The sequence below is a fragment of the Acidithiobacillus sp. TH-A35 genome (assembly GCF_057473505.1).
Window position 1 is genome coordinate 1 of sequence record NZ_JBYCKR010000235.1, and the last position, 7,529, is coordinate 7,529.

At 58.4% G+C, this 7,529-nt stretch carries 9 protein-coding genes; all 9 read right to left on the reverse strand.

Annotation, left to right across the window (positions count from 1 at the left end; translation table 11 throughout):
- On the reverse strand, nucleotides 1-939 hold a 939-nt coding region (gene flgJ, locus AC2VNK_RS07840; RefSeq protein ID WP_486883388.1), incomplete at its 3' end, for a flagellar assembly peptidoglycan hydrolase FlgJ.
- Nucleotides 936-2,018, reverse strand: coding sequence for a flagellar basal body P-ring protein FlgI (locus AC2VNK_RS07845; protein ID WP_486883389.1), 1,083 nt, complete (start codon nucleotides 2,016-2,018; stop codon nucleotides 936-938). The genes flgJ and AC2VNK_RS07845, both read right to left, overlap by 4 nt.
- Before the next feature lie 61 nt (nucleotides 2,019-2,079).
- Nucleotides 2,080-2,823 carry a flagellar basal body L-ring protein FlgH gene (locus AC2VNK_RS07850; RefSeq protein ID WP_486883390.1) on the reverse strand — a complete coding sequence of 248 codons (744 nt, stop codon included), beginning with the start codon at nucleotides 2,821-2,823 and terminating at the stop codon, nucleotides 2,080-2,082.
- Nucleotides 2,824-2,853: 30 nt separating this feature from the next.
- On the reverse strand, nucleotides 2,854-3,639 hold the full coding sequence (gene flgG, locus AC2VNK_RS07855) for a flagellar basal-body rod protein FlgG (protein ID WP_486883391.1): 786 nt from the start codon (nucleotides 3,637-3,639) through the stop codon (nucleotides 2,854-2,856).
- Nucleotides 3,640-3,658: 19 nt separating this feature from the next.
- Nucleotides 3,659-4,399 carry a flagellar basal-body rod protein FlgF gene (flgF, locus tag AC2VNK_RS07860; RefSeq protein ID WP_291523365.1) on the reverse strand — a complete coding sequence of 247 codons (741 nt, stop codon included), beginning with the start codon at nucleotides 4,397-4,399 and terminating at the stop codon, nucleotides 3,659-3,661.
- Nucleotides 4,400-4,411: 12 nt separating this feature from the next.
- The gene (gene flgE, locus AC2VNK_RS07865) at nucleotides 4,412-5,650 is read right to left on the reverse strand and encodes a flagellar hook protein FlgE (protein ID WP_486883392.1); all 1,239 of its coding nucleotides are present in this window, start codon (nucleotides 5,648-5,650) and stop codon (nucleotides 4,412-4,414) included.
- An 11-nt stretch (nucleotides 5,651-5,661) separates the two neighbouring features.
- Complete coding sequence (locus AC2VNK_RS07870) at nucleotides 5,662-6,357, reverse strand: flagellar hook assembly protein FlgD (RefSeq protein WP_486883393.1); 696 nt, start codon at nucleotides 6,355-6,357, stop codon at nucleotides 5,662-5,664.
- Between the two features lie 10 nt (nucleotides 6,358-6,367).
- A complete protein-coding gene (gene flgC / locus AC2VNK_RS07875) occupies nucleotides 6,368-6,778 on the reverse strand; it encodes a flagellar basal body rod protein FlgC (RefSeq protein ID WP_215876211.1) in 411 nt (136 codons plus the stop codon).
- Between the two features lie 18 nt (nucleotides 6,779-6,796).
- A complete protein-coding gene (flgB, locus tag AC2VNK_RS07880; RefSeq protein ID WP_486883394.1) occupies nucleotides 6,797-7,210 on the reverse strand; it encodes a flagellar basal body rod protein FlgB in 414 nt (137 codons plus the stop codon).
- Nucleotides 7,211-7,529: the final 319 nt, after the last annotated feature.

The following is a 7,529-nucleotide window of genomic DNA, read 5'->3' on the forward strand; positions in this document are numbered from 1 at the left end:
AAGCCCGGCCATCACCTGCTCCATCAATGGGCTATCTGCCACTGCCACCAGTTTTCCGGCATATTGTGGATCGCTGGCATACCCTCCCTGCTGCAGGGCCTCTGCGAAAGCCGCAACATTATTCCCCTGCCCCAGCGCTGACTGGTAACGCGGATTATCGAGCAGCAGTTGGGCGTAGTTCTGCACACTGGCGCGGAAACTGCCATAGGCGCGAAAAACAGCCGTTTCCACCTGATTCACGCCATCCTCAAATTCGTGAGTCAGACTGCTCACCGATGGTCCCTGCCAGCTACCAGCCCCCTTTATACCGAAGAGATTATTTCCCGCCACATGGCTGCCCCAACCGGTTTCCAGAGCGACTTGGGCGATGATGGCCTTGGGCGCGACGCCCAGTTTCCGCGCTACGGACTGTACGGCGGGCAGGATGGCGGCGACAAAGGCGGTGGCCTGCCGGACCAGCGCCTGCGATGGTTTGGCCCAGGACGGCGATGCGGCCGCGGGAGATAGCAGGGCGGCATTGCGCTCTGGAACCGGCATTTTACCTTCGGCCAGCACAGGGTTGCCATTTTCACCCCAGTGCAAGTGGTAACGACTGGCGATTTCCCTGGCGAGGGTCTGCGCGATACCCATCCCTTGGCCCTGACTGACGGTTTGCGCGATCTGCTGGTTGAACATCGACTTGAACATCGGTCCGGCATTTTTCCCGGTAAGGTCGGAGCCAAACGAAGTGGCAGACATCGCCGAAAGCATTTCCTGCATCAGCACCGCCTCAAACTGTTTGGCGACCGCCATAATAGACTGAGGGTTGTGTGCCTGCGCATCACTGCGCAGTTGCGCCAAACCCGAGAAATTCAGGGCATCGCTGGCCGCCGCGGATGCCGCTTTCGGGTTGATATTCACCGCCTGGGTGCTGGCGCTGAGACTTACGGGGCCGCTCATACTACCTCCAGTTGCGCATGCAGTGCGCCTGCAGCCTTCATGGCCTGCAGTATGGCGATCAGGTCGGTGGGCGTCGCACCCACCGCATTCAAGGCACGCACGACGGCCTCCAGACTGACGCCCGGCTTGAACATCAGCAGTTTGGCGTTGGACTGGTTAATGTTCACATTGGCTTGCGGAACCGCCACGGTCTGCCCGGCTCCCAGCGGATTCGGCTGACTGATCAGATACTTCTGGGAGATGGTTACCGAGAGGTTACCGTGGGCCACAGCACAGGAACCCAAGGTCACATTCTGGCCCAGCACCACGGTCCCGCTGCGCGCATCAATAATCACCTTGGCGAGCGGGGTTTCCGGGGTGACGTCCAGATTCTCGATCTCGGAAAGGAAGGTCACCCGCGCCCCCGGTGATGTCGGGGCCTGCACTTTGACCTCCCCTGCGTTCATCGCCTCGGCAATGCCATAGCCCAGTTGCTGATTGATGACGTCCGCAATCCGCGCGGCGGTGGTAAAACTCGGGGTATGCAGTTCCAGGGTCATGGGCCCAGCCTGATCGAATCCATTGGAGACGGTGCGCTCCACATTCGCCCCATTGGGGATGGTACCGGCCGTCGTCACGTTGACCTGTGCCGAAGCACCGTTACTACTGGCCCCAAAACCACTGACGATCAGATTGCCCTGAGCGACGGCATAGGTCTGCCCATCCGCACCTTTCAACGGGGTCATTAGCAAGGTGCCCCCCATCAGGCTACTGGCATTGCCGACTGCCGACACTGTGACATTAATGGTCTGCCCAGGTTGCGCAAAGGGCGGCAGATGGGCCGTCACGATCACGGCGGCCACATCCTTGGGCTGCAGATTGGTGGCTACGGAGGCCGGGAGATTGATACCGAGGCGCTGAAACATATTCAGCAGGGACTGTGTGGTATAGGGCACCTGAGTAGCTTGGTCGCCTGTTCCGTTCAGCCCCACCACCAGTCCGTAGCCCACCAACTGGTTGCTGCGCACACCGCCGACCGTAGCCAGATTGCGCACGGTTTCCGCATGCGCTCCGACCAGATACCCGAGCGCTGGTGTCATGGTTATCAGTATCAGCAGAAGTCCTTTCCAACGAAGCGTTCTCATGATCGGACCTTATCGGTTAAAACGGCCACAGCGACAGGAAAAAGCGCGCCAGCCAGGGCATCCGCGCCGCCGAATAAATACTGCCGTCGCCGCTATATTCCACCCGTGCATCTGCAATCTGGGTCGAGAGGATAGTGTTTTGCGGCGTCACATCAGCGGGCCGCACGATCCCGGCCACCCGAATGTATTCATGCCCACCATTCAGCAATACCTCTTTGGACCCCTCAATCACCAGATTGCCATTCCCCTGCACCCGCACCACTGTCACTTCCAGCATCGCCGTAAAGGTATTGCTCTGGGTCGTGGCTCCGGTACCACCATATTTCTGGCCGCTGGTAGCTCCCATACTGGGGCTGAAAGGGCTGCCCGCCACGCTGCCAAAGGCGGGCGTGATACCGAAGAAATTGGTCAGCGCCGCATTCAGCGAATCCGAGGTGTTGATGGCGGTGTTGGTATTATTGGAAGCGCTGGAGTTCTCCTGAATCAGCACCGTGATGAGATCACCGATGCGATTGGCCCGGTTGTCATTAAACAGGGAAACATTGGTCCCCGTCTGCCAGATAGCCCCGTTGGCGGGGTGCGCGGCAAGAGATTCCGGCTTTGCCGGGATGGGCAGAGGCGTCAGCGGCTTAAGGTCGCGGTGGCCCTTCAACGTAGCGCAGGCGCCAAGACTGAGCAGGCATCCGACGGCCATGACGACACGGGCAAAGCCGCGCCAACCCTTAGAAAGGAGGCCATTCAGGCCACTCAGGATCATCATTTCGCCTCCCCGCGCGCGCATCAACTGTCCTCAAAGATTCTGGGTGAGATACTGCAGCATGGAATCGGATGTGGACACCGCCTTGCTGTTAATCTCGTAGGCACGCTGGGTGGAGATCATGTTCACCAGTTCTGATACCACGTTGACGTTGGAAGATTCCAGGTAACCCTGCTGCACGGAACCGAGACCATTCAGGGTCGGCTGGCCGGTCTGGGGCGCACCGGAAGAGCCCGTCTGCAAGTAGAGGTTGTCACCGATACTCTGCAGACCCGTGGGATTGATAAAATTGGCGAGCTGGATGGTACCCACCTGTTGCGGCTGCGCCTGTCCGGGCAACACCACCGACACCGTACCATCGCTGCCGATGGTGATGGATTGGGAGTTGGGCGGGATGGTGACTGGCGGCTGCAGAAGATAACCGTTGGACGTGACCAACTGTCCCTGATTATTCATCTGAAAGGTGCCATCCCGAGAATAAGCCATCGTGCCGTTGGGCTGCATGATCTGGAAGAAACCCTGCCCATTGATGCCCACGTCCAGGGAATTACCCGTCTGGGTAAGATTACCCTGGGTCATGAGACGCTCTGTGGACACTATCCGCACACCGGTACCCAGTTGCAGACCGGAAGGATACTGCGTCGTCTGGGAAGACTGCGCACCGGGCTGACGCAGATTTTGATACAGCAAGTCCTGAAAGACCGCCCGGGATTGTTTGAAACCGGTGGTATTCACGTTCGCCAGATTATTGGCGATGACGTCCATCTTGGTTTGCTCGCCTTCCAGACCGGTAGCGGCCACATATAAGGATCGCATCATTGGGCATTGCTCCTGTTTATCATGGCACCACGAGCAGTTGAGTGGCGCTTTGCTGGTCTTGCGAAACGGTCTGCATCAGCTTGGTCTGAATTTCAAACTGACGACTGTCCTGCAGCATCTGGATCATGCTATTCACCGGATTGACATTACTGCCTTCCAGCGCGCCCGGCTCCAGCACGACGTTGGCATTCTCCGGCGCGGATTTGCCGCCGCTGGTCTGAAAGAGGCCATCGGCGCCTTTCTGCAAAGTCTTCTCCGGCGGATTCACCAGCTTGATCTGGTTAATGGCCATGACCGCGTCGGGCTGACTCCCCACGGGAACGCCGGAGACCACCCCGTCGGCGCCGATCACCAGAGACTGCATAGGGGGCAGAGAAATGGGCGCGCCGTTAACGCCCAGCACGGGATGACCTGTCGCCGTCGTCAGAATACCTTGTCCGCTGATCTGCAGATTGCCGTCACGCGTATACGCTTCCTGTCCGCCGGGACCCTGCACCGCGAGCCAGCCCTGGCCATTGACCGCCACATCCAATGGCCGCCCCGTATGCACCACCGGCCCGGACTGGAAATCCACACTCTGGTTCACTGTCGCCGTATAGGCACGGGTCGGCAGGCCCTGACCGTACACCGGCAAGGCGCTGAACTGCGCCTCGTCAGCACGAAAACCGGTGGTGTTGGCATTGGCCAGATTGTTGGCGGTTACCGTCTGCCGCTGAAGAATCGCGCGGGCTCCAGTCATGGCAATATAGAGGGTATCCATAGTCCGTTATCCTCACAGGCTTAACAGCGTCTGGACCACGGCATTCTGGGTCTTGATGGTCTGGGCGTTAGCCTGATAGGCCTGCTGCGCGACAATCAGATTCACCAGCGACTGCGACAAATTCACATTCGACTGCTCCACCGCACCCGACTGCAACACCCCCAGATTGCTACTGCCCGGCGATCCCGACAGGGGTTGCCCGGAAACATAGGTCGGCGCCAAGTAGTTGTTACCGAGATTCTGCAAACCGTTATTGTTGGCGAAGCGGGTGAGCGTAATCTGCCCCATGACCTGCGACTGGCCGTTGCTGTAGCGGGCGAAAATATTGCCGCTGGGATCGATGGAGAGGCCGGAGAGCTGGCCGGTGCCGTAGCCATTGCTGCTGGCATTGATGACGGCGTTGGCGGAGTTGTAGTTAGTACTGCCGCTGAAGTTGACGGCGAGGGTACTGGGGGCGGCCCCATCTGCCCACTGGAGGCTGACAGTTCCACTACTGGGCGGCTGAACTTGCCCGCTTGAGTTGAATTGAAGCGGGGTTGCAAGCGTTCCGCTGGCGGCCGTGCCACTGGCCGTTCCCGTCGCGGAGTAACCCACATTCCACGTCTGGCCGCTGGTGGGGCTGGCGGAAGACAATTGATAATACGTGGTTAACAACTGTGATGTGCCCAGGCTGTCGTATACCGTCGTCGTCGTAGAGTAGTTGTACGTACTGGGATTATTGGGATTGATGGCCGTGCCGGTGATCGGCGTATTGGTCGAATCCAGGTTCAACCCGATACTCAGCCCGGAAGAGGCCTGCGGCGGCAACGCATTCTGGCTGATAGTCAGCGGCCCACTGGCCCCCGTCAGCTTTCCGTTCTGCGCCTGAATGCCGACCAGTTCGCCGCCATTGCCATCCACCACTACCCCATTCTGGTTCAGTTGCAGTTGGCCGTTGCGACCATAGACCGTGGCGCCGTTGTAATTGAACTGAAAGAAACCATTGCCGTTAATCGCCACATCCAGCGGATTACTGGTAGTCTGGATATTGCCCTGAGTGAATTGCTGGGCGATGGTCTGCACCTGGGTACCAATACCCACCTGCCCCTGAGTCGGCGCGGCGTTGGCCATCGCCGCCGCATAGGCATCGGCAAACTGGGCGTTGGAGCTCTTGAAACCCACTGTATTGGCGTTGGAGATGTTATTGCCGAGCACCTGCAGATTGGTGCTCGCCGCTTGCAGGCCACTTAACGCCGTATTGAAAGTTCCCATATCACCACCCCTTAAATAATATTCTGAACGGCGCTGAAGGGCACTGAACCTTGCTGACCTTGCAGTTCCAGGGTTGGCCCCGCAGCCCCTAAAGTCACGCCGTTGACGACCCCCGCCATATAGGGCGTACTGCTGACACTCTGGCCGTTGGCTCCACTCGCCTGCACCGAAAATTGATACGTTCCGCTCGGCAAGGCGTTGCCGCTGGCATCGGCACCGTTCCAGCTAAAACTCTGCATCCCCGCCGCCTGCGCTCCCTGGGGCAACACCGCCAGGGTTTGCCCGGCGCTGTTCTGCACTAACACATCGACAGCGCTGGCACCGCTGCTGAGGTCGTAGGCGCCCATTGAAGTGCCACCATTCAGAGTCAGTTGATTACCGGAGGTCGTGACCGACCTGCCGATCAGGGAGGCCGCCTGCAAGCCCTGATTCTGGTTGATCTGCCCCATCAACGAACTCAGCGACCCCTGAATGGCCTGCACCCCGTTGGCGACACTGAACTGCGCCAGCTGTGACGAAAGCTGGGAATTACTCATCGGATTGAGCGGATCCTGATTAGTCAACTGGGTGACCAGCAGGTTGTAAAAGGTATTCTCGCTGGCGAGCCCGCTGGCGCCGCTGCTCGCACTACCCGAGCTTGCTGCTGAACTACTCTGCAGGGAGGCGTAAAAAGGATTGACGCTGGATGTCAGAGAATTGACGCTCATGATCAGGCTCCTATAGGGTGAGTGTTTTTTGCAGCAGGATTTTGGCGGTGTTCATGACATTGACATTGGCCTGGTAGGCACGGGATGCCGAGATCATATTCACCATCTCATCCACCGGATTGACGTTAGGCATTTTCACATAGCCCGCCTTATCCGCAAGGGGATTGCCTGGTTGATATACCATCTTGAAGGGTCCTGGCTTGGTCACCACGCCCGCCACCTGCACACCGCTGACACCGGCAGGCGCAGCGTTACCGGAGAGAGGCTGAGCAGCGAATACCACCTCCCGGGCGCGATAGGGCTGCCCGTTCGAACTCGTCGCAGAATTGGCATTGGCCAGATTGCTCGCCACCACGTTCAAGCGATAGCTCTGCGCGGTAAGCGCCGAGCTGGCCACATCGAGCACTGAAAACATGGACATATCGAACCTCTCCTTACTTTAAATCACATTGCCGGTGATGACTGAGTTCAGGGTTTTGATTGCACCTGTCAGAAAGGTCAAATCGGCCTGATATACGACACTATTCTGCAAAAAACTGGCCTGTTCGCGGTTCATGTCCACAGAGTTGCCGTCCAGGCCCACCTGGCTACCGCGCTGATAATGCACAAAGGCAGCCAGACCTGCGCTGGCAGGCGATCCCGCCAGTTGCCGCGCATTATCCGTCTGCATGGCCAGCCCCCCCCGATCACCCGCCTGAACCGCTTTCAAGGTTTTGCTGAACGGAATATCCACCGCCTTGTAGTTCGGTGTATCGGCGTTAGCAATATTGGCCGACAGCAGTTGCTGCCGGTAACCACTGACCCGTAAGGCATCTGCAAGGGGATTGAGTGCCTGATCCAGAAAACCACCCATACCAGCCTCCTCCTCCACACAAATCATCATGTGACATTGAAAGCAAAACACATGCCTGGACAGCGCATCCGAACCAACCAGTAAGTTTTGTGGGGCTTTTTACGTCAGCCTCAGCCTAGGAAAACCAACGGGCGTCAAAACCGGCACAAACATACCGGGGACACCTCTGTGCACCACCGTAGCGGCATAATTTTGCCGACACCGCCAAGACCCGCTATCCGGCACCCTCAAATAACCTCCACCCCGAGATGACGCTTATCAGCGAACTCCGGCATACTTCTCAGCGAGAGGAGGCCCTTGCTTCCCATTCCAAAGCACC